Here is a 24169-nt window from a genome sequence, read left to right on the forward strand (position 1 = left end):
AAGCGCTTGCGAGGCATGGCGCCCGCGACGGTGTGGCGCCGCGCCACGGCATTCGTTATTACGCGTATCATGAAGATCGACCATCCAGCCGCCACCGATCGCCGGGTCGACGAACGCGCCGCGGTCGACCCCGCGACCTTCGCGGCCGAGGTCGCGTCGCGGTCGACGCCGATCATCCTGCGCGGTCAGGTCGCGCATTGGTTGAGCGTCGCGGCAGCGGCGGGCGGCGACGAGTCGATCGCGCGCTACCTCGCCACGCTCGGCGATGGCGGCCGGCCGCTGGAGATCCTGATCGCCGATCCCGAACAGCGCGGACGGTTCTTCTATCGCGGTGAGGCGCTGGAGGGGTTCAACTTCCACCGCCAGCATGCGCCGCTCGGCGCCTTGCTCGGCGAGTTGCTCAAGCTGGCAACGCTGTCCGCGGGCGAGTGCCACACGCTCTACGCCAATGCCGCAACCGCGCCCGAACATCTGCCTGGCTGGTCCGCCGCCAATTCGCTCGATCTTCCGCTCGGCGACGCGACGCCGCGACTGTGGATCGGCAACGCGACCCAGACCGCGACGCATTTCGATGAATCGAGCAATCTCGCCTGCGTCGTCGCGGGGCAGCGCCGCTTCACCGTCTTCCCGCCTGACCAGGTGGGCAATCTATATATCGGCCCGCTCGACCGGACGATGGCGGGTCCGCCCGCGAGCATGGTCGATCCGCTCGCGCCCGATCTCGATCGCTACCCGCGCTACGCCGACGCGCTCGACCACGCGCTGGTGGCGGATCTCGGGCCCGGCGACGCGCTGTTCATGCCCGCGATCTGGTGGCACCACGTCCAGTCGTTCGGAACGCTCAACGTGCTGTGCAACTACTGGTGGACCGTCGACGCGGGCGCCTCGCCGTTTCACGCATTGGTCCATGCGCTGATGGCGGTGCGCGACCGGCCCGCCGCCGAACGAGCCGGCTGGCGCGCTTGGTTCGATCACTACATCTTCGACGACGAGGCCGGCGCCGCGGCCGCGCACCTGCCGCCCGCTGCGCAGGGCGTATTGGGCCCGGCGAGTGCCGACCGTACCGAGCGGATCCGCAACTACCTGCTGACGACACTCGCGCGCCGCTGACCCAAACTGACGACCTACTACACCTCACCATCCAGATACGCCGCCACCCAGACCAAAGGCGCGTTCCAGTTGATGGCCACTTCGTTCAACGCATAGGCATTGATGTCGTCCGCCCAGCAGCGTTGCGGCGCGCACTTGCCCTTCAGCTTGTTCGCGATCGGGTCGCTCATCGCGGTGTTGTTGGGTCCACCCGACAACACGCCCGGCGGGGGCGGGGGCAGTTTCGCATCGAGCTGATGCGCCCAGAAGCGGTGATGCGGGTTCATCAACGGCTTCCACCCCGTGCCCGACACATAGGACTGCCCGAGCGGATTGCGGCCGAGGATGTAATCCGCCGCGTGTATCGCACCCGCACGGTACTTGGCCGCGCCGGTGAAGCGCCCCGCCAGCCCGAGCAGCATCGCCCGGTTGAGCATCGTCGAGTTCGACCCCCAGGAATAACGCTGCGATGCGAAGGGGATAGCGTAACCGGTGCGCGGGATCTCGGCGAGGAAGCCGTCCGCGGCCGCGATGATCGCCGCTCGTGCCGCATCGCGGATCGCCGCCGGCACGCCGTCCGCGGTCGCCAGCGTGATCGTGCCCAGCGTGCCGACGCTGCCCCAATTCGGCTCGCTCGCCGCGCCGGTCGGCAACGCACGCCCGTACGCGGCATCACCCGTCGTCGCGAACAACTCGGCCGCGGCCCAAGCCCGCTCGTCGTCGAGCTTGGTATCGCCATAGGATCCGCTGCCGGTGAAGCTCTCGGGCGCATAGACCGCGGGGTTGCGGATCGCCGCTTGCCACGCCGCCTCCGCCGCCGCCCGGCAGCGTGCCGCGAAGGCCGGATCGATCGTCTTCCACAGTCGCGCCGCCTGCGCGGTCACCGCGGCTAGGTTCAACGTCGCCGCGGTGCTCGGCGGGTAGAGCAGGCGCGGCTCGCGATCCTCGGCGGGGATTGTAGGGAGCGTGGTCCAGCGTCGGTCGCCGACCTTGTGGTGCGCCATGCCGCCGGCGTCGACCTCGACCAGCTTCAGCGCGCCGCGCGGGTCCTGGCCGCCGGTCGGCAATGCCACCCGCGCGCCTGCGGGCACCTGCATCCGCAGCAGCCACTCGACCTCCCACCGCGCCTCGTCGAGCAGGTCGTCGCGACCGTTCCCTGCTTCCGGCAAGCGCGCCTGGCCATCCGCGAACAGGCGCCGCGCAAGTTTCGCCTCGTAGAGGTTCTGCAACGTCCACACCGCGATCCCGGCGTTGACGACATATTTGCCGTGATCGCCCGCATCATACCAGCCGCCGGTGACGTCGAGCGTATAGGCGCATCCCGGCCAGCGGTTGCCGCGCTCGTCCGGTCCCGAGAAACACGGCGCCACCTCGCGCGGATGTCCCGCCGCACGTGCCCAGCGCGCGCCCGCCCAGCGGGCCAAGATCGGCGTCCCGGCGCGCTGCTGGTAGAAGAAATTGAGCGCGTCGCGGGCAAGGGGGGCGTAGACCGCTCGGCCGACGCGGAACTGGCCGCTGGTCGCGTCGCCGATCCTGATCCGATAGGTTCCCGGCTGCTTGACCGAGCCGAAATCGATCTGATGGACATGGTCGCCCGACGCGTCGTCGGCTCCGCGCACCACGCTGCTGCCGCGCAGCACCACGCCGCCGCGCTCGTTGATCACGGTCCAGGCGAGCGGCCGAGTGGCGGCATCGGCCACGATCGCGCGCTTGGGATCGCCGGGCAGATAACCGAGCTGGTTGAGGTTGATCGCCGCGGCGAGGAGCAGGAGCGGGGCCATCAGCGGCAAAGCCCGTGACGCCGAAGCGATGCGATCGTCGCGATCATCCTGTCCTCCCGAATCGTGCGCCGCAGCTTGCCACGCGTGCCGCGCCGCCATAGTCGCTCGACTTGATAGCGCTATCGATATTGCGCAGGAACCAGGAGATGTGCCGATGCGCCGCCGCCAGATCATCGCCTCGCTCGGTTCGCTCGCGCTGCTCGGCGCCGCCCCGGTCGATCGTGCCGCCCGGTTCGATTGGGTCGACTATCGCGGCATTGATGGCGCAGCGGTGCCGGGGGGAAGCTATCGCAATCCGGTGCTCGCAGGCTATTATCCCGATCCGAGCGTGACCCGCGTCGGCAACGACTTCTATCTCATCAATTCGACCTTCTCGTGGTTTCCCGGCATCCCAGTCTTCCACAGCCGCGATCTCGTCCATTGGCGGCAGATCGGCAACGCGATCGATCGCCCGAAGCAGCTAGACTTCGCGAAGCTCGGCATGTCGCGCGGGATCTTCGCGCCCGACATCAGCTATCATGCCGGCCGGTTTTACATCGTCACCACCTGCGTCGATTGCGGCGGCAATTTCGTGATCACCGCGCGCGACCCGCGCGGACCGTGGTCCGACCCGGTGTTCCTGCCGAGCGTCGAGGGTATCGATCCGTCGCTGTTCTTCGACGACGACGGCAGCGCCTGGATCGTCAACAATCGCGCGCCGATCGGCAAACCTCGCTACGACGGACATCGCGCGCTGTGGGTCGAGCGGTTCGATCCCGTTGCGCTGAAGATGCTCGGCAATCCCAGGATGATCGTCGACGGCGGCGTCGATCCGGCGGCGCGGCCCGTCTGGATCGAAGGTCCTCATATCCTCCGCGCCTACGGCAAATATTATCTGACTGCGGCGGAGGGCGGCACTGCGGTCGCGCACAGCCAGGTCGTGTTCAGCGCCGATCGACCTGATGGCCCGTACCGCCCCGCACCCCCGGGCGTGAACCCGATCCTCACCCAGCGCGACCTCGATCCCGCTCGCGCCGCGCCGATTACGTCGGCGGGTCATGCCGATCTGGTCCAGCTTGCGAATGGCGATTGGTGGGCGACCTTCCTCGCGACTCGTCCCTACACCGGCGACCTTTACAATATCGGCCGCGAGACCTTCCTGCTGCCGGTGACGTGGCGCGACGGCTGGCCGACGATCCTCGCGCAGGGTCGGGCGATCCCGCGCGTGGCGAAGGCGCCGCCACTGCCGCGCGGACCGGCCGCCCCGCCGATGACCGGCAGCTTCACCGTCCGCGACGAGTTCGACGGCCGCGCGCTCGGTCTCGCCTGGATGACGATGCGCGCGTCCGCGAAGCCGCGCTGGCGGGTCGAAGGCGGCGCGCTGTCGATCGCGCCCGGCGAAGCGATCGGCGCGCATGATCACCCCGCTTTCGTCGCGCGGCGGCAGGCGCATAGCGATGCCGTCGTAACCACCTCAATCACCTTCGATCCGACCGAGGGCGCGGAGGCGGGTCTCGCGGCGGTGCAGGACGACGATCACTTCCTGGGTGTCGGGCTGACCCGCGATCGCGGCCGCCTCGCGCTTCGTGCCTTTGCCCGCTCCGCCGGCGGCGAGCCCGCGATCGGGCGCACCTTGGCCCTTGTCCCGATCACGTCGCCAGCACCGGTACGGCTGCGCATTACCGCCAAGGGCGGGCGCTACGATCTCGATTACGCGCTCGCGCAAGGTGGCTGGCGCCCCGTCGCACACGACGTCGATGGCACGATCCTCAGCACCGCGCGCGCAGGCGGGTTCACGGGCACGATGATCGGCCCGTTCGCCCGCGCGGCGCGCTGACTCCCGATCAGTTCTTGGGCAGCTTTGCCGGATCGTAGTTCGGTCCGAAATCGAGCACGAAGACAGGCCCGAGTTCGACAACCTGCTTGGCATTGGCGAGGTGGGCGGTGACCCGCGCGGTGTTCGGCGCATGCGCCTTGGGCGACTTGCCCGAGGCATAATAGAGCTTCCACTGGTTGTTGATCGTGACGCTGCCCGCGGCGATGTTGCCATAGGGCTCGGCCGCCTCGGTCGCGCCCAGAAACGAAATATCCGAGGTTTCGCCCTCCTTCAGATTGGGTGCGCGCAGATAGACCGCGACCAGCACGGTATCGCCCGCGGCGATGGCCTTCTGGATCGGCGAGATTGCGCCGACATCCCAGGGGTTCGCACCTTTGGCGGTGATCTCGACGCGCATCGCCTGCTCGCCCGGAACGCCCTTGGCGGTGCCCATCTTCGTCTTCTGGTTTGGGCCGTAGACCGACCAGTTCGTGCCCGGCAGGTTGATCGCCCGATCGAGAACGTTGCCGCCGGCCGCGGGAGAGGGGGCGGGGGCTGGCGCAGTCTGGGCGCTTGCCGGCGGTGCGATCGTCGCCAGCATCGCGCCAGCGATCAGGATTGTCTTCATCGTCCTCTCCTGTGAAGCCGGCCGCGCATCTGTGGCGCGGTCCGGCGAATGTGGTCAGCTCCGCGCCGGCGCCGCGGCGACGGCGGCGGCGATTGCCGCGCGCATCGGCTTGGCGACGAACGCGTCGTCGTACGGGCACGGCCGGCGCCGCACGCCGTCGCTGCGGGGTTCGAAGCCTTCGATCCAGCTGTACCGATCGCTCATTCCCCACAGCAGCACGTCGCGCACTGCCGGATAGGAGAACATGACGTCGAGATATGCTTGCGTAAAGTCTGCAACCGCCCGGTCTCGTACTGCCACGTCGGCAGGCAGCCTATTGTCGCGAACGTCGAGTTCGGTGATCACCAGGCCATAGCCCATCGCGGTCACCGCATCGAGGAAGCGCCGCCATTCGCCGGTCAGCGCAGTCGCGGTGGCGCGCGCGTCGATCCCTTGCGTGACGAGATGCGATTGCACCCCCAAAGCATCGACCGGCACGCCGCGCTTCTTGAAGCCACCGAGCAGTTTCAGCACGCCGGCGCGGTGATTGGCGTTGCCCGGCTCCCAGCTCATATAGTCGTTGTACACCAGCTGAGCGCCCGGCGCCGCAGCCCGCGCTGTTCGGAACGCCAGGTCCAGCGTCGGCTCGGCCCCGCCCAGCGCGCGCGACAAGGCGGTCTGGTACAGCGCGCCGTCCGCCGGGTTCACCGCCTCGTTGACTACATCGTAGCTGCGGATCCGGCTGCCATAGCGCTTGCAGACCGTCTCGATATGCTCGGCCAGCAGCCGCTCGGCCTCGCGCTGCGGATTGGCGCCGAAGTCGTACGACTCGGCCCAGGCCGGCATCCACTTCGGCTGGTGCCACAACAGATTGTGCGCGCGGACCGGCAGCGCGTTGGCATCGGCCCAGTCGATCATCGCGTCGAACTTGCCGAAGTCGAATCTCGTCGCGCTGGGGCGGATCGCCTGCCACTTCAGCTCGTTCTCGGGCACCAGGATGCCGCAATCGCGGGTCAGCAATCGCGCATAATCAGGGTTCGCGAACGAACCGCGATCGGCATTGCGCTCGCTCCACGCAAAGCACGAGCCGATCCGCATGCCCTTTGCCGCCGCCACCGACTGGAGACTTGCCGGATCGAGCACCGCCGAAGTCGGCGAGGCGGTCGGCGTCGGGCTCGGTGCCGGAACCGGCGCCGCGCCGATCGGCGCCGCATTGGCGCTGCCATCGCTACCACAGGCCGATGCGGCCAGACCCGCCAGCATTGCCAATCCCTCGCGCCGCGAAATCTCCATGATCGTCCTTCCGGTGTGCTGAGCGTCGTCGGTCATTGCGGGTTGCCCGGTGCGTCGGGGAAGCTCTGCGCCTTGTACCAGGCGAGGTCGTGCGCGGGCGCGCGCGCGCCGGCGGGCAACGGCAGGCCGTTCAGCGACATCCAATAGGCTAGGCTGGCATCGCGCCACCAGATCGCCTCGCGCTCCTGCACCGCGAGCATCGCCGCGGTCTTGGTCCAGCGTTCGTCGTCGACCAACGGCCGCACGCCGTCCCATTCGCGCCGCAGCTCGCCGACGGTGGCGACGCCGCGATCGTAATGCGCGACCATCGCCTCCCACAGCGTCGCGCCCGACGCGAGCCGGTAGGTCCAGGGCAGATGGTGGAACCACAGCAGCTCGGCTTCCGGCGTGGTGCGCGGATCGGCATAGCGGCGCGCGACCGCGGGCGCATATTGCGCGACCGCGTTGCTGCCGGTGCGGGTCCGGTCGAAGCCGATTCCGGCACGATCGGCCCGGTGGTAGTAGACCGGGTTCCATTCCGGCCGTTTCAGCTCGGAAACCCAGGGGCCAGGCCCATAATGATGCCCGGTTGCCATCACATGGGCGAGACCGAGCGGCCCGGTATAATCGACCACCGCCTCGCGCGACTTCATCATCATCTTGACCGCAGGATCGACGATGCGTGGATCGGCGCCGAAGGTCTGCGCCGCCCATTCGCGCGCGATCGCCTCGGAGTTTAGCGACGGATCCCAGGCCAGCCGCCCGAAGGCGTACCAATTGGCCTGGTTGAAGGTCGTGCCGCTCCAATCGCGCGCATTCCCGATGTTCGCGACGCCCGCCATCGCGCTGAGTTTATGCCCCTGCGGAGCGCCCTCCACGACTTTCGCGACCGTCAGCGGGGCGCCGCGGCCCCGTGTGTCCGCCTCCAACGTCTCGGCGAACAGCGGTGCGAGATAGGCGAGGTGGCTCGCGAAGCCGAGATATTCCTTGGTGATCTGGAATTCGATCGCCAGCGGCGTCCGCGGCATCGCGCCGAACAGCGGATGGAACGGTTCGCGCGGCTGGAAGTCGATCGCGCCGTTCTTGACCTGGACGATGACGTTGTCCGCGAACTGACCGTCGAGCGGCTTGAACTCGTCATAGGCCTGCTTGGCGCGATCGCTCGGGTCGGTGTCGGCATAGACGAAGGCGCGCCACATCACGATGCCGCCATGCGGGCGCACCGCGGCGGCGAGCATGTTCGCGCCGTCGGCGTGGCTCGCGCCGTAATCGCGCGGGCCGGGCTGGCCTTCGCTGTTCGCCTTCACCAGGAACCCGCCGAAGTCGGGGATCGCGCGGTAGATCTCGTCCGCCTTGGCGCGCCACCACGCGGCGACCTTCGGGTCCTTGGGATTGGCGGTCGCCAGCCCGCCGAGCTCGACCGGCGCGGAGAAGCGCGCCGACAGATAGACCTTGATGCCATAGGGTCGGAAGATGTCCGCAAGCGCCGCCGCTTTGGCGATGTAGCGCGGGGTCAGGCTCTCCGCCTTTGCATTGACGTTGTTCAGGACAGTGCCGTTTAGCCCGATCGAGGCATTGGCGCGGGCATAGTCGACATAGCGGGGGTCGCGGTCGTCGGGCAGGTTCCACCAGTCCCAGATCGACTGCCCCGCATAGCCGCGCTCGACCCGGCCATCGAGATTGTCCCAATGATTGAGGACCCGCAGCTTGATCTTGGGCGCGGAGACGAGATCGACCGTGCCAGCGGCGCCGCCGCTGTCGAGATGCCTGAGGAGCGCGAAGGCGCCGTAAAGGATGCCGCGATCGCCGTTGCCGGTGACAAGGGTCACGGCGCGTCCGTCGATCCGCACCGAACGGACCAGATAGCCTTCCTCGCCGAGCCGCGTGACCGGCAGCCGCAACGCTGCCACACGTGGATCGGCAGCGGTGGCCAGCAGCACCGGACCCGCACCGGCGGGCAGGCCGCGTCGCACTTCCGCGGCGGCGGCAGCGAGCATCGGCGACGATCCCTGCACCGTGACCGCATCGCCGGGCGCCTTCGTTTCGGCATAGCGAAGCCACAGGCGGTAACCATCGTCGGCATGGGCAGTGCCGCTTGCCAACGCCAGCAACAGGCTGGCGATCAAAGCCGTTTTTCGCATACACTCTCCTCGTGAGGCAGCACGGCGTTGACAGCCGTGGCGTCCCTCAACCATGATATCGCTAACATATGGACGGCGGCAGGAGCAATGCCACGTCGAGAGAGAGGATCAGGGTTTGGCCGACATCAAGACGTGCCGCGGGGCGACCAGCCGCCGCGATCTGCTGCGGCTGGCTGCGAGCGCGTCGATGCTCGCCTTCCTCCCCGCCGCGACGCGGGTGCCGACGATCTACAAGGATCCGCGGGCGCCGGTCGATCTCCGCGTTCGCGACCTGATGGCGCGGATGACCCTCGACGAGAAGGTTGCGCAGATGATCGCGCTGTGGGGCACCAAATCGGAGGTGATGGTCACCGGCGGCCTCGACTTCGATCCCGCCAAGGCTAGTGCCGCCTACCCGAACGGCATCGGGCAGATCACCCGTCCGTCGGATCGCCGTGGCGGTCCCCAGGTGTCGGAGGTGGCCGGCGGCACCGGCGCGCGCTGGCGTGGCGGCGCCTCGACGATCGCGTTCGTCAACGCCGCGCAGCGCTGGGCACGCGACTCGACCCGGCTCGGTATCCCGATCCTCTTCCACGAGGAATCGCTCCACGGCTATATGGCGCCCGACGCGACGATGTTCCCGCAGGCGATCGGGCTGGCGGGCAGCTTCGATCCCGATCTGATGCGCCGCGTACAGTCGGTGGTCGGCCGCGAGGTCCGCGCGCACGGCAGCCACCTGACGCTATCCCCCGTCGTCGACATCGCGCGCGACCCGCGCTGGGGGCGGATCGAGGAGACGTTCGGCGAGGATCCGTTCCTGTGCGGCGAGATGGGCGTCGCCGCGGTCCAGGGCCTGCAGGGCGAAAGCGCGACGCTGCAGCCGGGCAAGGTGTTCGCGACGCTCAAGCACATGACCGGGCATGGCCAGCCTCAGGCCGGCAACAACATCGCCCCCGCGCCGATCGCCGAGCGTGAGCTGCGCGAATCCTTCTTCCCGCCGTTCCGCGCGGTCGTCGAACGCACCCGGATCGCGGCGGTGATGCCGTCCTACAACGAGATCGATGGCGTGCCCTCGCATGCCAATCGCTGGCTGCTCGGCAAGGTGCTGCGCGGCGAATGGCATTTCGACGGCGTCGTCGTCAGCGATTACGGTGCGGTCGAGGAATTGGAGCGCATCCACCACATCGCCGCCGACCGCCGTCACACCGCGCGCCTCGCGATCGCCGCGGGCGTGGACAGCGAACTCCCCGACGGCATCGCCTTCCGCACGCTCGCGGATCAGGTTCGCGCCGGCACCGTGGCGCAAGCCGCAGTCGATCAGGCGTGCGCACGTATCCTCACACTCAAGTTCCGCGCCGGCATGTTCGAGGCTCCGTTCGCCGACGCACGCGCCGCGGCGCGGCTGACCGGCAATGCCGAATCGCAGGCGCTCGCGCTGGAGGCCGCGCGCAAGTCGATGTGCCTGCTGACGAACGACGGCACGCTGCCGCTGACCGCCACGGGCCGTATCGCGGTGATCGGGCCGAATGCGGAGATCGCGCGGCTGGGCGGCTATTCGTCGGAACCCCGCCATGCGATCGGCCTGCTTGCCGGGATCAAGGCGCTGGTCGGCAATAGCGCGACGGTGCTCCACGCGCCGGGCGCGCTCATCGTCGAGGGCGACGATCGTTCCGACGACGAGGTCCGCCTCGCCGATCCCGCACGCAACCGACAGATGATCGCCGAAGCCGCGACGCTGGCGGCAAGCGCCGACATCGTCATCCTCGCGATCGGCGATACCGAACAGACCAGCCGTGAAGGCTTCGCGGCGAACCATCTCGGCGATCGCACCGAGCTCGATCTCGTGGGCGACCAGAACGCGCTGTTCGACGCGCTGAAGGCGACCGGCAAGCCGATCGTGGTCGCCGCGATCAACGGCCGCCCGCCGAGCTGGCCGGGCGTCGTGTCGCGCGCCAACGCGGTGCTCGAATGCTGGTATCCGGGGCAGGAGGGCGGCACCGCAATGGCCGAGGCGCTGTTCGGCCGGATCAACCCGGGTGCGAAGCTGCCGGTGACGGTCGCGCGCGAAGTCGGGCAGGTGCCGCTGTACTACAATGCCAAGCCGTCCACCGGCCGTGGCTATCTGTTCGCCAGCACCGCGCCGCTGTTCCCGTTTGGTCATGGGCTGAGCTACACCAAGTTCGAGATCGGCGCGCCGCGGCTGTCGTCGCCCAAGATCGGCGTCGCAGGATCGGTCACCGTCGAGGTCGACGTCGCCAACACCGGCGCACGGGCAGGGGACGAGGTCGTCCAGCTCTACGTCCATGACCAGGTCGCGTCGGTCGCCCGTCCCGTGAAGGAGCTGAAAGCGTTCGAGCGGGTCACGCTGCAGCCCGGCGAACGGCGGACGGTGAAGTTCCTGCTCGGGCCTGCGGCATTCCGGATGTGGAACGTGGATCTGGAAGAGGTGGTGGAGCCGGGGCTGTTCGACATCCTCGCAGGGCCGGATTCGGTGAACCTGAAGAAGGTGGTGCTGGAGGTGGGATAAGTAATTTGCGGATTGAATGCTGCAGAGGATTGGGTCACGCGAACCCTGTCCTCTTCGCGCCTTCAAGTGAACCGCTCCGCTGCGTCCGCTAGCGGACGGCGACGACTTCCGCTCTAAGACCAAACAAACCGAGAGGACGCCATCATCGCCACGCACGCCACCGCGCTCGATCACGGCAAGCAGAGCCAGCCGCTGATCATCATCGCCTCGTCGCTGGGCGCGGTGTTCGAATGGTATGATTTCTATCTCTACGGCCTGCTCGCGACGATCATCACCGCGCAATTCTTTTCGGGCGTGAACGAGACCACCGGCTTCATCTTCGCGCTCGCCGCCTTCGCCGCCGGGTTCGCGGTGCGGCCGTTCGGGGCGTTGGTCTTCGGGCGAATCGGCGACGTCGTCGGGCGCAAGAACACCTTCCTCGTGACGATGGCGATCATGGGTCTGTCGACCTTCCTGGTTGGGCTGTTGCCGAGCTACGCCTCGGTCGGCGTCGCCGCGCCGATCGCGCTGGTCGTGCTGCGCCTGCTCCAGGGGCTGGCGCTCGGCGGCGAATATGGGGGCGCCGCAACCTATGTCGCCGAACATGCGCCCGCGCATCGCCGCGGTCTGTTTACCAGCTTCATCCAGACCACCGCCTCGCTCGGGCTGTTCGCGGCGCTGCTGATCGTGATCGGCGTGCGCACGCTGGTCGGCGAGGAGGCGTTCGCCACCTGGGGCTGGCGCATCCCGTTTCTGGTCTCAATCGCCTTGCTGGCGGTGTCGCTGTGGATCCGGATGCAGCTCGAAGAGAGCCCGGTGTTCCAGAAGATGAAGGACGAGGGCAAGACGTCGAAGGCGCCGTTGACCGAAGCCTTCGCGAACTGGAGCAACCTGAAGATCGTGCTGATCGCGCTGTTCGGCGCGGTCGTGGGGCAGGGGGTGGTGTTCTACACCAGCCAATTCTACGCGCTGTTCTTCCTCGAAAAGAACCTGCGCGTCGACGGCGCGACGACCAACATCCTGGTCGCGATCGCGCTGCTGATCGCCACGCCCGCCTTCGTGTTGTTCGGCTGGCTGTCCGATCGGATCGGGCGCAAGTGGATCATCCTGACGGGCTGCGCGCTGGCGGCGCTGACCTACATGCCGCTGTTTCACGCGCTCTCGCGTGCCGCCAATCCCGCGCTCTATGCCGCGCAGGCGGCGTCGCCGGTCGCGGTCGTCGCCGACCCGGGCGAATGTTCGGTGCAGTTCGACCCGGTCGGCAAGAACAAGTTCGACACCAGCTCGTGCGATATCGCCAAGTCGTTCCTCGCCAAGGCGGGCATCTCCTACGCCAACATTGCCGCTCGCGCGGGAGCCGTCGCCCAGATCCGCATCGGGGCGACCACAATACCGGTGGTGGACCCCGCCACGGTGACCGGCCCCGCCAAGGCGGCGCAGATCAAGGATTTCGGCACGTCGGTACGCACCGCGCTCGCCGGAGTCGGCTACCCGGAAAAGGCCGATCCCGCGCGGATCGACCGGCCGATGGTTGTCGCGATCCTTGCGATCATGGTGCTCTACGTGACCATGGTCTACGGCCCGATCGCGGCGCTGCTGGTCGAGCTCTTCCCAACCCGGATTCGCTACACGTCGATGTCGCTGCCCTATCATATCGGCAATGGCTGGTTCGGCGGTTTCCTGCCGACCACCGCCTTCGCAATGGTCGCGGCCACCGGCGACATCTATTACGGCCTCTGGTATCCGATCGTCGCCTGCGCGCTCACCGCGATCGTCGGGTTGATCCTGCTGCCCGAAACCTTCCGCCGCTCGCTGCACGACTGATCGCCGCAACGCGCTATTGGATTTTTACCTCGAGCACCTATTCGAGGCGCGATGTCGATTCAGTGGCCCCTAATCGCGCGCCGTACGCGCCCCGCCAGCCTGGGGCCGGGCAGGCGCGTCTACGCGATCGGCGACATCCACGGCGAGGCGGGACTGTTCAAGCAGCTGCTAGACCGGATCGAGGCGGATTCGGCAGCCCGCGACGAGGCGGACGTCCGGATCGTCCTGCTCGGCGACTTCATCGATCGCGGACCCGCATCGGCGGGGCTGTTGCTGGCGCTCGCCGGCTGCGCCGATCCGCGGCTGGTGATCCTGAAGGGCAATCACGAGGCGTCGATGGTCGCCGCCTGGCACGGCGACACCGCCGCGCTCGCGCTGTGGCTGCGGTTCGGAGGCGTGGCGACGCTGCTGGGGCTCGGTGCGGATCCGGTCGAGCTGGAGAGCGACGATCCCGCGCGCCTGCTGGCGACGGTGCGCCGCTGCGTCGCGCCCGAGATGATAGACTGGCTCGACGCGCTGCCCGCGTCCTATGAACTCGACGACTATTTCTTCACCCATGCCGGGATCCGCCCTGGCGTGGCGCTCGACGAGCAGGTCGAGGAGGATCTGCTGTGGATCCGCCGACCTTTCCTCGGCAGCCGCCGCCGCCATGCCAAGATCATCGTCCACGGCCACACGATCGATCCGGCCGTGCGCCTCGGCGCCAATCGCATCGGGCTCGACACCGGCGCGCACCGCTATGGCCGGCTGACGGCGCTCGGCCTTGAGGACGACCGGCAATGGACGCTTGAAGCGACCGACGACCGCGACTTCGTCTGATCGCGCGGGTAGTGCGTTGACCTGGATCAACCTCAGCGCGCGTTAACGACCTTCGGTGAGAAGTCGTTCGCACTAAGATCGTAAGCCAGACGCCTAAGGAAGGGTGTCTTATGCTGAAATCCGTCGCGGGCCTGTGTGCCGCCGTGATGCTCGCAACGACGAGCAGCGCCGCGCTGGCGCAGTCGCAGATCTGGCGCATCTCCGAGACCGCGGGCGCGGTGTCGGTGCGGCGTGGCACGGAGATCAAGCCGGCCGCACGCAATGCGGTGCTGGCGCCCGGCGATGCGGTCGTCACCGGGCCGGGCGCGCGCGCGGTGCTGGTGCATGATCGCGATTTCGTCACGGTCAGCGCGAACAGCCGCGTTTCGGTACCGCTGGTGCAGGAGGCGACCGGCTTCACCCGGATCGTCCAGGACATCGGCAATGCGATATTCCGGATCGAAAAGCTGAAGGTGCCGCACTTCGCGGTCAAGACGCCGTACCTCGCCGCCGTCGTGAAGGGCACCACCTTCTCGGTCACCGTCGATGGCAGCGGCACCTCGCTCCAGGTAGTGGAAGGCGTGGTCGAGGTCGCGACGCTCGACGGCGGCGCGAAGGACCTCATCCGCCCGGGAGCGGTCGCGACGATCGGCGCAGCCGACCTGTACCGGCTCCAGGTCCAGGGCGACGGTGCGCGCACGATCGACTCGCCCGCACGCCCGGCCGATGCACCCGCGGCGACCGGGGCCGTCGCGCCCGCTGCCGCGGTGAGTGTCGCATCGGCGCCGATGCCGAGCGAGGTACCCGCGGAAACAGGCGCTGCCGAGCCGATCGGCTTCGAGGTAGGCGCCCAGACGATCGGCGAGGCGATTTCGTCCAAGCCGATCGACCTGGCGTCGATCACCGGCGGCATGATGACGGGCACCACCGCCGCAGCCCCGGCGATGCTGGTCGCGTCGGTCAAGCTTGAAAATACGGCTCCGGCGCCGGCCGCGCCCACCGCTCAGCCGCCGGCACCCGCCACGCCGGTGGTGGACATGCCGCCGGCTGCGCCTCCAGTGACGACGCTTCCTGCCGCAATTCCCTCCGGTGCGGACGCCGGCGTCAAGGCCGGTGCGATCGTCGGCAAACCCGCCGACGATGCCAAGACGGTGTCCGATGATCTCGCGAAGGAACCGGACAAGCTCGCTCAAGCCCCCGCTACGAATGCAGACGCCGCGGTCAAGGATGCGGAGAAAGCTGCGGACAATGCATCCGCCGTTGCGGCCAAGGCGGCCGAAGATGCCAAGATCAATGCAGACAACGCGGCCAGAGAAGCCGCCAAGAGTGCCGCAGACGATGCGGCCAGACAGGCCGCCAACAACGCCGCGGACGCCGCCGCGAGAGAGGCCAACATCGCCGCGGACAATGCGGCGAGGGAAGCTGCCAAGAACGCTGCAGATAATGCCGCTAGGGAAGCCGCCAAGAACGCTGCCGACGATGCGGCGAGGGAAGCCGTGAAGAATGCTGCCGACAACGCGGCGAGGGAGGCTGCTAAGAACGCTTCGGACAATGCGGCGCGGGAGGCTGCCAACGAAGCCGCCAAGAATGCCGAGGACGCGAAGCAGGCGGCTGACGACGCAGCGAAGGACGCGGCGAATAACGCCGCCAACGAAGCCGCTCGAGCCGCAGAGGAAGCGAGGCAGGCGGCCGACGACGCTGCGAAGTCTGCCGCAAAAGCCGCTCAGGACGCACTCGACGCTGCCGCCGAGCTCGCCAAGGCTGCCCTCGACAAGCTCCAACGGGATGACGATTGATGACGCGCACGCTGTCACGCCGCAGTGAGCCACGGCTGAAGGTATTCCAGCCCGCAACGCTGCACGGCGGGGGCGACGCCGCCCGCGTCCATGTGCTCGACGTGTCCCCGAAGGGTGCGCTGGTCCATGGTTTCGCGCAGGTCGCGCCCGGCAATCTGCTGGCGCTCGCGTGCTGCGGCTGGACGCGTGCGGCTAATGTCGCCTGGAAGACCGACAAGCGGTTCGGCGTGCGCTTCGTCGAGCCGCTGTCGAGCGGTGACATTTCGGCGGCGACGACGATCGCCGGCAAGCGAGCGGACCGTACCTGATCGGCTCCCACCCTTGACGTCATCTTAGGACCGTCCTGGCATCGTGCGCCCATGATCGGCGGAGCAATCGAGTGACGTTCAACCCTTTGCGCCATCACGCTGCGCTGATCCTGCTGAGCGCGCTGGCGATCGCGAGCGTGGCGAGCGTTTCCGGCTTCGCGGGCGTGCTCGATCGCGGGCTCGATCCGCTCCGCTTCCAGCTTCTGTCGCATCCCGCCAGTGGCAAGCTGGTCGTCGTCGAGATGGACGCCGCCTCGATCGCGGCGATCGATCGCTGGCCCTGGTCGCGCGACAATCATGCACGTCTCGTCGATCGGTTGCGCGCGGCAGGCGCGGCCTCGGTGGTGTTCGACGTCGATTTCTCCTCGCCCTCCGATCCCGCTGGCGACCAGGCCTTCGCCGCTGCCCTGCGCCGATCACCGGGCCTCGTCGCGCTCGCGACGCTGTCGCAGGCGGCGGAGACCGGCGCCGATCACCAGATCGACTCGCTGCCGATCCCGATCCTGCGCGACAATGTCGCGCTGCAGTCGGTGAGCATCGCGCCCGATACGGACGGCACGATCCGCGAAGCACCGTTCGGCACGATCACTGACGATACCCCGCGCCCGTCGCTGTCGGCCTATGTCGCGGGTCGGTCGGGCGCTGCCGACGATCGCTTTCCGATCGACTATTCGATCGACCCCGGCACCATCCCGCGGCTGAGCTTCATCGCGGTCCGCGACGGTCGCTTCGATCCGCATATGGTCGCCGGGCGCAACGTCATCGTCGGCGCGACCGCCGTCGAGATGGGCGATCGCTATGCGACCCCGCGCTGGGGCGTGATCCCGGGCGTGATCATCCAGGCACTCGCCGCCGAAACGCTGATCGCAGGCGTGCCACAGACCGCGAGCAAAATCTTCGCGATCCTGCTCGCGCTCGTGCTCGCGAGCGCCATTCTCCGCGCGAAAACGCCGGCGCGGATCGCGGTGGCTTCGCTCGTCACGATCACGATCCTGATCGGCGCTGCCCTCGTTGCCCAACGTAGCGCGTCGATAGTCTTCCCGATCGCGTCGGGGCTGCTGCTGCTGCTGGGCACGCTCGCCGGCCGCTACGCGCAGCACGTTCTCGGGCGCTTTCGTCAGCAGCAACTCGTCGACGAGGAGACCGGGCTGGGCAACCGCAAGGCGATGGTCTCCGCGTTAACCGGCCGACCCGCGCTCCGCCTGGCGGTTGCGCATATCGCGGATCTGGAGAGCCTGGTCGCGGTGCTCGGGCATAGCGGCGAGCGTGATCTGGTGCTGCGCGTCGTCGACCGGCTGCGGCTCGCCAGCGCGGATGGCACGATCTTCCGCCTGACCGACCGCCTGCTGGCGTTCGAACTGGGGAGCGATCAGTCGATCCACGACACGCTGACCGGCCTGCGCACGATCATGCTGCAGCCGGTCGAAGTCGCCGGGCGGCGGGTCGATGTCGCGCTGACGATCGGCGTTGCGGATGGCGAGGGGAGCGTGGCCGATGCCTGCCTGACCAGCGCGGCATTGGCGGCCGAGGAAGCCGCGCAGTCGGGCGTGTTCTGGCGCGAGGCGGTAGCCGATCTGGCGGCCCTCGAACGCCGGCTGTCGCTAATGGGCGACCTCGACGAGGCGCTGGCGAACGGCCAGATCGAGGTCCATTACCAGCCCAAGCTGGCGCTCGGACCGAACCGGATCGCGAGTGTCGAGGCGCTGGTCCGCTGGCGTCATCCCGACCGTGGCTTCATCGGCCCCGACCAGTTCATCCCCCTCGCCGAACAGACCGGCCGCGTCGCGCCGCTGACCTTGTTCGTGCTCGACCGCGTGATCGCCGACCTCGCGCATTGGCGCTCGATCGGACTCGACTTGACCGCGGCGGTCAACATTTCCGCGAAGCTGGTCACCGCAACCCGCTTCAACGCCGACGTGCGCGCGCTGCTCGCCCGGGACATCGTGCCGATCGACCGCCTGATCTTCGAGGTGACCGAGAGTGCCACGCTTGCGGATCCGGAGGCGGCGGTCGCGGCGTTGGTCGCACTGTGCGATCTCGGGATCGGCATATCGATGGACGATTACGGCACCGGTCAGTCGACGCTGACCTATCTGCGCACGCTGCCGCTATCCGAGCTGAAGATCGACCGGTCCTTCGTCCAGCATGCGCATGTCAATCACAAGGACGGCGTCATGGTCCGGTCGACGATCGATCTCGCGCACGATCTCGGACTGAAGGTGGTCGCGGAGGGCATCGAAGATGCCGATTGCCTCGCCTTCCTGCGCGAGGCCGGGTGCGACATGGCGCAGGGATATCATATCAGCCGCCCGATCCCCGCCGCCGCGCTCGTCGATCTGCTCCAACGCGATCGTGCGCAGGCGGCGTGAAGCCGGCCTGCTCTATTCGAGGTCGTTTTCGCTGACCACGATCATCGGCTGCGATTCGTCGCGGGCGAGGGCGCTCAGTGCGGCATCGCTGATCGGATCGATGAAGCGGTTGAACATATCGACCGCGTCGTCCTCGGGCGCATCGCCGCTCAATGCTTCGAGAAGGTCGTACTGCACCGCGAACTGATACTCGTCGCCATCGACTTCACCCGCGAATTCGACTTGTCGTTCGTCGACATTGTCGAGGATCGTGGTGTTATCGATGTCGAGGCGGTTTGCGGCCATGTGATTCTGCTCCTGGGATCGAGGCGTAACGCCTCGCCGCTGCTAATCGCGCGAGCGGCGATCCTGTTCCCGGAAGCGACCCAGAACGATGGTAGGGATCAGCACTCCACCTTGTTGCGGCCGCTTTCCTTGGCGCGGTAGAGCAGCAGGTCGGCGTCGCTCACCGCATCGTCGAACTTGCGGCCGTGAAGCGGCGCGACCCCGGCGGAGAAGGTGATCGGCCGCATCGGCTCGTCGGTGGTCCGCAGCCGGACCATTCGTCCCGCGAGGTCGACTCGCGCGCGGTCGACGAGCTCCGCCGCCTCGTCCACGGTGACCCCGTTCATCAGGATGATGAATTCTTCGCCGCCCCAGCGGGCCACCAGATGCGGGTCGCAGCTCTTGCTGAGCGACGTCGCGACGAGCTGGAGCACACGATCGCCGACGACATGCCCGTAGCGATCGTTGATCGATTTGAAGAAATCGATGTCGCAGATCGCCAGCGCCGCCTGTCCACGCGCGGGCAGGCCGCGAATCTCCTCTTCCACGCCGCGACGATTGTGCAGCCCGGTCAGCGCATCGCGTGCGGCATCGCCCTTGGCGGCTTCCACTTCCTGACGCAGCGCCTCGATTTGCCGGGTCGCGGCGGCCAAGGCGGCCTCGGTGGTCTGCGAATAGGCGACCATCGCGGTGACGATCGCGACCGTGTCGGCGCCATTGCCGAGCTCTTCGAGCCCGCCGCTGAGGTCGCGCCCGAACTGTCCGGTGGTCGCGAGTGCGCCCGCGGCAAGATCGGCGAGCTGCAACGTCTGGTGGCGCACCTGGCGCGCGGCGTCGGTATCTCCCGGCGCCTGGGTATGAGCGACGCGGATCTGGTCCGCAGTGACCTGGGTCAGCCGCTCGCCCGCCATCAACACCGCGTCGACCGCACGTGCCAGCGCACTGTCGCGATCGATGCGGTAGCGATAGGCAAGCTCGTAATTGGTCGGAGTCGCCGCGAGTCGCTGCTCCGCCAAGAAAGCGACGGCTTCGAACCCGACATCGTTCACCGGCTCAGCCACAACCTTGTTGATACTCGCCCGCCCCAATCGCTCGAACACATGCCTCTCCGCCCCGGTGGATCAGGCTGGATAGCGCGAATTCGTAAAGGTCGGCTTTCCAAGCGCGACGGGAGTGGGAGCAGGCCCGCGGCCTTAGACGCCGGTGACCACGGGTATACCCGGATCACACGGCGGCGTGATCGCGTAGGGCGCGCCCGCTGGGACCTTGGGAGCGGTCGCCGCGAACACCGCCTTGCGCGCCTGCGGCACCGTCGCGACGGCGGCGACCATCAGCGCCGGCGGGCAAACGCACATCGCGGCCTTCGCCAGCAAGCTCATCTTCGATCCGCCGCCGATACCGGCGGTCATCGCCTGCACCGGTTCGAGCAGGCCCCACAGGATCCCGCCACCCGCGACGCTGGCGCTCCGCCGGCGACGACGGCTCGATCGTGCACCGCCGCTGCCGCCAGCGCGGGCAGGGACGAGCACCTTGGCCGGACGTCGGCTGCGTAGCGCCGCGCCGAGCAGGCCGAAGCCGAGCAACATCATCGACCAGGTCGAGGGTTCGGGTATCGCGGGCGTGGGAGTTTCGCCCGCGCCGCTGCCCGGCACCCCGCCACCGGGTACGCTGCCGCCCGGTCCGCCACTGCCCGGAACGCCGCCGCCACCCGGCGCCGCGCCGCCCGGGCCGGCACCGCCGACCAAGACACCGCCGCCCGCGGGACTGCCGAAATAGTTGCTGGTGACGCTATCGGGTGGCACCTCCGACGCGAACGTGGCTTGTGGCACGACCGGCGCATTGATGAAGGCAGCCGGGCAGGGCACCGCTGCGGCAGTTGCGGCCGGCCGCTGCGCCCGCGTGTGCGATGGCGGCGCCTTCGGTGCAGGGCGAGTCGCGTGATGAACTGCCTTACGCACCGGCGGGACATAGGCTGCGGTGGTCGCCAGCATGGCCGGGGGGCAGATGCACAAGGCTGCCTTGCTCAGTAGCGCCGCCTTCATCTTATGCCGCCCCCTTTGATGACCCAACCGTTACGATATCGAACCAACGTTCGATCCGTCATTTAGTTCAAGCAGTAGAGTCAACGCGTTGTTAACTATTTGCGAGAAAACTACCTTAGCATCCGCGCGCGCAGAAGCAAAGCCGCGCCGTCGTCTTAGTTGCATCACGCAGGGACACGAACGGCGACTCGGGAAGAGTCGAGATGCGAGCCAAATTCGCTAGCGTTTTATTAACACTATTGTCGATCGGCTCGGCGTCACCTCTGTTTGCACAGACGATACTCGAACGAAAAATACTAATCGAGATTAATCGCGTACGCAACGATCCCGTCGGGTACGCGGCGCATCTACGCGACTATCGCCGCTACTACGACGGGAAAATGATCGCCGCGCCGGGGATGAAGGTCCGCTACCTGACCGAGGAAGGCGTCGCTCCTGTGGACGAGGCAGTGCGGTTCCTCGAGGGGCAACGCCGCCGCCGTCCGCTCGCCGCCGCCGATCTTTTGCGCGCCGCCGCGATCGACCATTGCGCCGAACAGGCCAGCGACGGGTCGCTCGGCCATGTCGGCGCGGACGGCTCCGATCCCGGCACGCGGGTGCGGCGGCGCGGCGGCGGCATCTATGTCGGTGAGGTCATCACCTATGGCTCGGACGATGCGGCCGACGTCGTCCGGCAGCTGATCGTCGACGATGGCGTCGCCGACCGGGGCCATCGCAAGCTGGTGTTCGCGGAGGACATCGACTTCGCGGGCGTGTCGTGCGGGCCACACCCCGCGTTCGGGACGATGTGCGTGGTCGATGTCGCCCGTACCGTCGACGGCCGCGCGAGAATGCAGTTCGCCGCCAACTGATCGCGATTAGCAGGCCGCGACCGGAACGCATCGCCGTCCATCGTTGTTGTTCCCGCGAGCGGCCCTGTCGGGTTCGCCCCGCTGGAGATCATGCCATGTTGTGGACCATCGCCGTCATCCTGCTGATCCTGTGGGTCCTGGGTTTCTCGCTGAACGTCGCCGGCGGCCTGATCCACATCATCCTCGTGATCGCGGTCATCGTGGTTCTTATCAAGCTCTTCACCGGGCGCAGCCCGGTCTAGTCTCAGCGGGGGTGGAGCGCCGCAAGCGCGATCCCCGCGAGGTTCCTCGCACGCGGCACCCGCCGGACACGCACGCTGGCGAACCCGGCGATCGCGTCGCGGTAGGCGGCGAGGTGCGCTCGCGGGCCGGCGCTGCGACACTTGGCGGCGCCGCTCGCCTGCCCGACGACGAATGCCGAGTCGCCGACGAACTCGACATCGGTAAAGCCCATCTCCGCGGCCAGCCGCGTCGCCGCGATCAGCGCCAGCCACTCGGCGTCGTTGTTGTCGCCTTGGCCGACATCGCGAAATAAATGGCTTTCTCCCTCGACGACCAGCGCGATCTCGATCGGGCCCGGGTTGGGCCGGCAACCGCCGTCGAAGAACACCCGCCTTCGCGGCGCTGACGTCATTCGCGGCGCCCGCTCAGCGAGCGCGACGCGCGGTGAGTATCTTGATCTTCGGCGCGAGCATCTGGCCCTTCATCGGACCTTCGCCCTCAGTCGGGGAGGTCGGCGCAGCGAGGATGCGGCGGACGATCTCCATTCCCTCCGTTACCTGGCCAAAGGCGGCGAAACCGGCATTGTCGCCGGGCTGGTTGGGCTGCGAATCGAGCGACGGCATCGGCCCGACGATGATGAAGAAGTCGGCCCGGGCACTGTCGGGCGCGGCGCGCGCCATCGAGATCGTGCCGTCGACATGCTTCAACCCCGTCTTGCTGGTCGGCTCGAGCTTGATCGGCGGGTAGAGCAGCTTGCCGTCCCGCACCCCGCCCTGGATCAATCCATTGTCCGGCGCGAGCTTCATCGCGCGATAGAAATCGATCCCGTCGAGCCGCTTGCTATCGACATAGCGGAGGAAATTGGCGGTGGTGATCGGCGCTCGATCCTTTTCCAGCGCGAGCGTGATCGGTCCTTCGCTGGTCGTCAGCACAACTCTCACCAGCGCCACAGGGGCAGGGGCAGGAGAGGGCGCCGGCGTCGGAGCCACGGCGGGCACCGGCGCCACGGGAACATCCTGCGCGGCAAGTGGCGTGGCGCTGCTCATCAGCAGCATGGCGAGTCGGATCATCATGCCCTTTGCTACCCGCCGGGGCGGCTGCGGCAAACGGCTAACGCGGCAGTAAGCTATCGTATTGATGCACGTTAATGCGGCATGCTGCCCGGAAACGATGCACATGGTTGAGCGTTCGACGATGCCATGCCTGTTCTAGACTCCCCCACCGCCTACGCGGACACCGATCACCCCCTGACCCAGCGCTTCCGCGATTTCGTGACCGACTCGGGCTTCCCGTGCGTGGGCGCGAAGGCGGCGCTGGCCAAGGGCACGATGCGCTTCGTCGTCGCACGCGACTTGCAATCGGCGTGGGACGATCTTCGCCTGTGGCCCGCGCTCTACCAGCTCGCGCAGGACTACAAGGCGGACCCGGCGCTGTTCCAGTCGCTCGTCGTGCTGTTCGAGGGCCCGACCGATCTCAGCGAGGAAGTCTTCGAACGTGCATTGTGGCAGCGCGTCCAGTCGCTCAGCGATAAGGACGCCTGGTTCGGCCAGGAACCCGATGCGCGCGTCAGCAGCGACCCGGACGACCCGCATTTTTCGCTGAGCTTCGGCGGCGAGGGCTTTTTCGTCGTGGGCCTCCACCCCAATGCCAGCCGGCCCGCGCGCCGCTTCGAGCGCCCGGCGATGGTGTTCAACCTGCACGATCAGTTCGAACAGCTGCGCGCGCAGGGCCGCTACGAAAAGCTCCGCGATTCGATCATCGCGCGCGACATCGCGCTGGCCGGGTCGGCGAACCCGATGCTCGCGCGGCACGGTAGCGCATCGGAGGCGCAGCAATATAGCGGCCGGCTGATCGACACCGGCTGGGCATGCCCCTATGCGCGCCGGGAAACGGAGCCCGGCATTGACGCATGAGATCCCCCCCCGCAGCGGTGCGGGCTTCGAGCTGAAGGCCGGCCAGCGGCTCACCGTGATCGATCCGCAGGGCGAGCAGGTCGCGGATCTGCTGGCATACTCGCTGGCCGACACCGCCGAAGTGATCTCCAGCGGCCGGACCCTCGATTACGCCAACCGGATCTACCTGACGACCGGCGACCTGCTCTATTCGAACCGCTCGACGCCGATGCTGGAGATCGTCCACGACGATGTCGGGCGGCATGATTTCCTGCTGACGCCGTGCTCGGCGGATACGTTCCGCATCATCTATGGCGACACCGACCCGCACCGCGGCTGTTTCGGTAACCTCGCCGCCGCGCTGGCGCCCTGGGGCGTGCTGCCGGACCAGATCCCGGTCGCATTCAACTGCTTCATGAACGTGCCGGTGGACGGCGCGACGGGAGCCTTCACCGTCGAGGCGCCGCTCAGCAAGGCGGGCGACACGATCGTGCTGGAAGCGAAGATGGACCTGGTGATCGGGTTGACCGCCTGCTCCGCGCTGCAATCGAACAACGGCAGCTTCAAGCCGATCCACTACCGCGTGGATTAGCACCTGATGACTCCACCCGGTGTTCCTGCGAACGCAGGAAC

General features: G+C 67.8%; 21 protein-coding genes. 12 read left to right on the plus strand and 9 right to left on the minus strand.

The window, feature by feature from the left end; genetic code table 11:
• The first annotated feature begins 69 nt into the window (after window positions 1-69).
• Window positions 70-1110 (plus strand): cupin-like domain-containing protein, encoded by a 1041-nt coding sequence (locus ACFE77_RS08565; protein ID WP_375421215.1) that lies wholly within the window; start codon window positions 70-72, stop codon window positions 1108-1110.
• Between the two features lie 17 nt (window positions 1111-1127).
• Here ACFE77_RS08565 and ACFE77_RS08570 read toward each other — a convergent pair whose 3' ends face one another.
• Window positions 1128-2870 (minus strand): glycoside hydrolase family 9 protein, encoded by a 1743-nt coding sequence (locus ACFE77_RS08570; RefSeq protein ID WP_375421216.1) that lies wholly within the window; start codon window positions 2868-2870, stop codon window positions 1128-1130.
• A gap of 154 nt (window positions 2871-3024) precedes the next feature.
• On the opposite strand from ACFE77_RS08570, the gene ACFE77_RS08575 reads away from it, so the two are divergent.
• Entirely contained in the window at window positions 3025-4686 is a 1662-nt protein-coding gene (locus tag ACFE77_RS08575; protein ID WP_375421217.1) for a glycoside hydrolase family 43 protein, read from the plus strand.
• 7 nt (window positions 4687-4693) lie between these two features.
• On the opposite strand, the gene ACFE77_RS08580 is transcribed toward ACFE77_RS08575, so the two are convergent.
• From ACFE77_RS08580 to ACFE77_RS08590, 3 genes are read right to left on the minus strand one after another with little or no spacing between them, the layout of a single operon-like run.
• Window positions 4694-5293, minus strand: a complete 600-nt coding sequence (locus ACFE77_RS08580; RefSeq protein ID WP_375421218.1) for a hypothetical protein — start codon at window positions 5291-5293, stop codon at window positions 4694-4696.
• A 54-nt stretch (window positions 5294-5347) separates the two neighbouring features.
• A complete protein-coding gene (locus ACFE77_RS08585) occupies window positions 5348-6601 on the minus strand; it encodes an endo-1,4-beta-xylanase (protein WP_375421219.1) in 1254 nt (417 codons plus the stop codon).
• The gene (locus ACFE77_RS08590) at window positions 6598-8685 is read right to left on the minus strand and encodes an alpha-glucuronidase family glycosyl hydrolase (RefSeq protein WP_375421220.1); all 2088 of its coding nucleotides are present in this window, start codon (window positions 8683-8685) and stop codon (window positions 6598-6600) included. Before ACFE77_RS08590 ends, ACFE77_RS08585 begins: the two co-directional genes overlap by 4 nt.
• Before the next feature lie 187 nt (window positions 8686-8872).
• Between ACFE77_RS08590 and ACFE77_RS08595 the strand changes: the two genes are divergently transcribed.
• The 6 genes from ACFE77_RS08595 to ACFE77_RS08620 all read left to right on the plus strand — a co-directional run bounded on the left by ACFE77_RS08595 (window position 8873) and on the right by ACFE77_RS08620 (window position 18265).
• Complete coding sequence (locus ACFE77_RS08595; RefSeq protein ID WP_375421244.1) at window positions 8873-11191, plus strand: glycoside hydrolase family 3 N-terminal domain-containing protein; 2319 nt, start codon at window positions 8873-8875, stop codon at window positions 11189-11191.
• A gap of 141 nt (window positions 11192-11332) precedes the next feature.
• Window positions 11333-12994, plus strand: a complete 1662-nt coding sequence (locus ACFE77_RS08600) for an MFS transporter (RefSeq protein WP_375421245.1) — start codon at window positions 11333-11335, stop codon at window positions 12992-12994.
• A 51-nt stretch (window positions 12995-13045) separates the two neighbouring features.
• On the plus strand, window positions 13046-13813 hold the full coding sequence (locus ACFE77_RS08605) for a metallophosphoesterase (protein WP_375421221.1): 768 nt from the start codon (window positions 13046-13048) through the stop codon (window positions 13811-13813).
• 110 nt (window positions 13814-13923) lie between these two features.
• Window positions 13924-15588 carry a FecR domain-containing protein gene (locus ACFE77_RS08610; RefSeq protein WP_375421222.1) on the plus strand — a complete coding sequence of 555 codons (1665 nt, stop codon included), beginning with the start codon at window positions 13924-13926 and terminating at the stop codon, window positions 15586-15588.
• A complete protein-coding gene (locus tag ACFE77_RS08615) occupies window positions 15588-15896 on the plus strand; it encodes a PilZ domain-containing protein (protein WP_375421223.1) in 309 nt (102 codons plus the stop codon). Before ACFE77_RS08610 ends, ACFE77_RS08615 begins: the two co-directional genes overlap by 1 nt.
• Before the next feature lie 71 nt (window positions 15897-15967).
• Window positions 15968-18265 carry a putative bifunctional diguanylate cyclase/phosphodiesterase gene (locus ACFE77_RS08620; RefSeq protein WP_375421224.1) on the plus strand — a complete coding sequence of 766 codons (2298 nt, stop codon included), beginning with the start codon at window positions 15968-15970 and terminating at the stop codon, window positions 18263-18265.
• 12 nt (window positions 18266-18277) lie between these two features.
• Here the strand turns inward: ACFE77_RS08620 and ACFE77_RS08625 are convergent, their stop codons facing one another.
• From ACFE77_RS08625 to ACFE77_RS08635, 3 genes are all read right to left on the minus strand, one after another.
• On the minus strand, window positions 18278-18550 hold the full coding sequence (locus ACFE77_RS08625) for a DUF1488 family protein (protein WP_375421225.1): 273 nt from the start codon (window positions 18548-18550) through the stop codon (window positions 18278-18280).
• Window positions 18551-18648: 98 nt separating this feature from the next.
• Window positions 18649-19590: a GGDEF domain-containing protein gene (locus ACFE77_RS08630; RefSeq protein ID WP_375421226.1), complete on the minus strand. Its 942-nt coding sequence runs from the start codon at window positions 19588-19590 to the stop codon at window positions 18649-18651.
• 132 nt (window positions 19591-19722) lie between these two features.
• Complete coding sequence (locus ACFE77_RS08635) at window positions 19723-20571, minus strand: PEPxxWA-CTERM sorting domain-containing protein (RefSeq protein ID WP_375421227.1); 849 nt, start codon at window positions 20569-20571, stop codon at window positions 19723-19725.
• Window positions 20572-20951: 380 nt separating this feature from the next.
• Here ACFE77_RS08635 and ACFE77_RS08640 point away from each other — a divergent pair, with 380 nt between their 5' ends.
• Window positions 20952-21422 (plus strand): CAP domain-containing protein, encoded by a 471-nt coding sequence (locus ACFE77_RS08640; protein ID WP_375421228.1) that lies wholly within the window; start codon window positions 20952-20954, stop codon window positions 21420-21422.
• Window positions 21423-21517: 95 nt separating this feature from the next.
• Window positions 21518-21664, plus strand: a complete 147-nt coding sequence (locus tag ACFE77_RS08645) for a lmo0937 family membrane protein (RefSeq protein WP_375421229.1) — start codon at window positions 21518-21520, stop codon at window positions 21662-21664.
• A gap of 2 nt (window positions 21665-21666) precedes the next feature.
• Here ACFE77_RS08645 and ACFE77_RS08650 read toward each other — a convergent pair whose 3' ends face one another.
• Window positions 21667-22056, minus strand: a complete 390-nt coding sequence (locus ACFE77_RS08650; RefSeq protein ID WP_375421230.1) for a reverse transcriptase-like protein — start codon at window positions 22054-22056, stop codon at window positions 21667-21669.
• Window positions 22057-22069: 13 nt separating this feature from the next.
• Window positions 22070-22717 carry a peptidylprolyl isomerase gene (locus tag ACFE77_RS08655; protein WP_375421231.1) on the minus strand — a complete coding sequence of 216 codons (648 nt, stop codon included), beginning with the start codon at window positions 22715-22717 and terminating at the stop codon, window positions 22070-22072.
• Window positions 22718-22843: 126 nt separating this feature from the next.
• Between ACFE77_RS08655 and gntA the strand changes: the two genes are divergently transcribed.
• A complete protein-coding gene (gntA, locus tag ACFE77_RS08660; protein ID WP_375421232.1) occupies window positions 22844-23557 on the plus strand; it encodes a guanitoxin biosynthesis heme-dependent pre-guanitoxin N-hydroxylase GntA in 714 nt (237 codons plus the stop codon).
• Entirely contained in the window at window positions 23547-24128 is a 582-nt protein-coding gene (locus ACFE77_RS08665) for a DUF1989 domain-containing protein (RefSeq protein ID WP_375421233.1), read from the plus strand. Before gntA ends, ACFE77_RS08665 begins: the two co-directional genes overlap by 11 nt.
• Window positions 24129-24169 lie beyond the last annotated feature (41 nt).

Origin of the sequence: uncultured Sphingomonas sp. (assembly GCF_964243315.1) — a bacterium.
Taxonomy (GTDB): domain Bacteria; phylum Pseudomonadota; class Alphaproteobacteria; order Sphingomonadales; family Sphingomonadaceae; genus Sphingomonas.